A 1,617-nucleotide genomic window follows, 5' to 3' on the forward strand; every position below is an offset into this window, starting at 1 on the left:
TTACTTTTGGAATTTAGGTCAATAATGTTATTAAATACATATATTTTACACATTTATTGATATTGTGATATAATTTTATGATAAAGTATCAAAGGGAGTGAGTTATGTATAATTTTAAAAAACTTTTTATATATTATTTATCTTTTTTTTATTATCTAGTTGTTTTAAAAAAGATGAAATTGAATTAGTTCCATATAAATTTAATGTAGATTATTCAAAATACGAAAAGAAAATGAATAAAATAAATGATTTAATTGATTTAGAATATGAAAAAGCTATTAAAACAAGTTCTTTTTCAGATGATATATTAGCAAAACTATTTATTAAACCTGAAAAATTAAATAAAAGGGAAGCTATAGAAGATATAGACATTTTACTATATTTATTAAAAACAAGATATGCTTTATATAATGAGATTGATTTTAATAATTTAGAAAAAGAAAAAGATGAAATTTTAAAAGATGTAGATGATGAAATAACACTTAAAGATTTTAAGAAAAAGATATTAGATTTACTAAATAAATATATTAGCAATAGTCATTTTATTTTTGAAGAAAATGGTATTTCTAAAAAATCTGATGCATATATTTCTAAAGCATATGTAAGCAAGAAAAATGATAAGTATTATATAAACAATACTGAAATATATAAGATAAAAGATGAAGAAGATATAGAAAAGCATATAATCAAAACTGTAGATGATGATTTAAATTTAAGATATGCTATTTTAGATATAGATGTTACAGGAAGTTTAAGTAAGGGAGTTAAAATAGAATATACTGATAACACTAGTGAAGAAATAGACTTTTTTAAAGTTACTAGTAAAAGTTCAAATAATTTTCAATTAAAAGTAGAAAAAGAATATATTTACCTAAGTTTACCAACATTTTTAAACATTTATATAAATGGTAAAAATTTAGAAGAACATTTGTTTGATATATTAAAAGATGAAAAGCTAGAGGATAAGAACTTAATATTAGACTTAAGAGGAAATCTAGGAGGATACCCAAGTTCTATAGAATATATTTTAAGAAGATACTATGACATACCTTTTAATATCGTAAGTATAAAAGGGCAACTATATAATAATATTTCAAAATATTTATCATCATATTATGATAACTATAAAAAGAATGTTGAGGGAGCTGTAAAGAAAAGAGGGAATTCTAAAATTTTTGTCATTGTTAATGATAGAAGTTCTTCTGCTAGTGAAAGCACATTGTACATGTTAAAGACTATAGATTATAAAAATGTATATGTTATAGGCACAAACACTAGTGGTACTTTTATAACAGCCTCAGGACATAGCTATATCTTAAAAAATTCTAATTTGATACTAAAAATACCAGAATATGGAAATTTTGCACCTAAAGAATTTCATGGAGAGGGACAAGGATTTTATCCAGATATTTGGCTTAAAAATAATAATCAAGATATAGAAAAGATTGTTAAAGAGTTAACAAAAAGAATAAATTGATATAAAAGAGCGTATGAAAAAATTTGTAAATAGCAAATAATAGGTATTCTATTGGGCTGTTCCGAAATAGGACAGAATAGAAGAGAGAATTTCTAAAATTTATGGAAATTCTCTTTTTTAAATAAAAAAATTGAAGTTTT

1 protein-coding gene is annotated in these 1,617 nt (G+C 22.0%); it reads left to right on the forward strand.

Going from position 1 to position 1,617, the window contains the following annotated elements; all coding sequences use genetic code 11:
* The first annotated feature begins 232 nt into the window (after positions 1 to 232).
* On the forward strand, positions 233 to 1,477 hold the full coding sequence (locus BT993_RS06755; protein ID WP_072593800.1) for a S41 family peptidase: 1,245 nt from the start codon (positions 233 to 235) through the stop codon (positions 1,475 to 1,477).
* Positions 1,478 to 1,617: the final 140 nt, after the last annotated feature.

The organism is Streptobacillus ratti, from assembly GCF_001891165.1.
GTDB classification, from domain to species: domain Bacteria; phylum Fusobacteriota; class Fusobacteriia; order Fusobacteriales; family Leptotrichiaceae; genus Streptobacillus; species Streptobacillus ratti.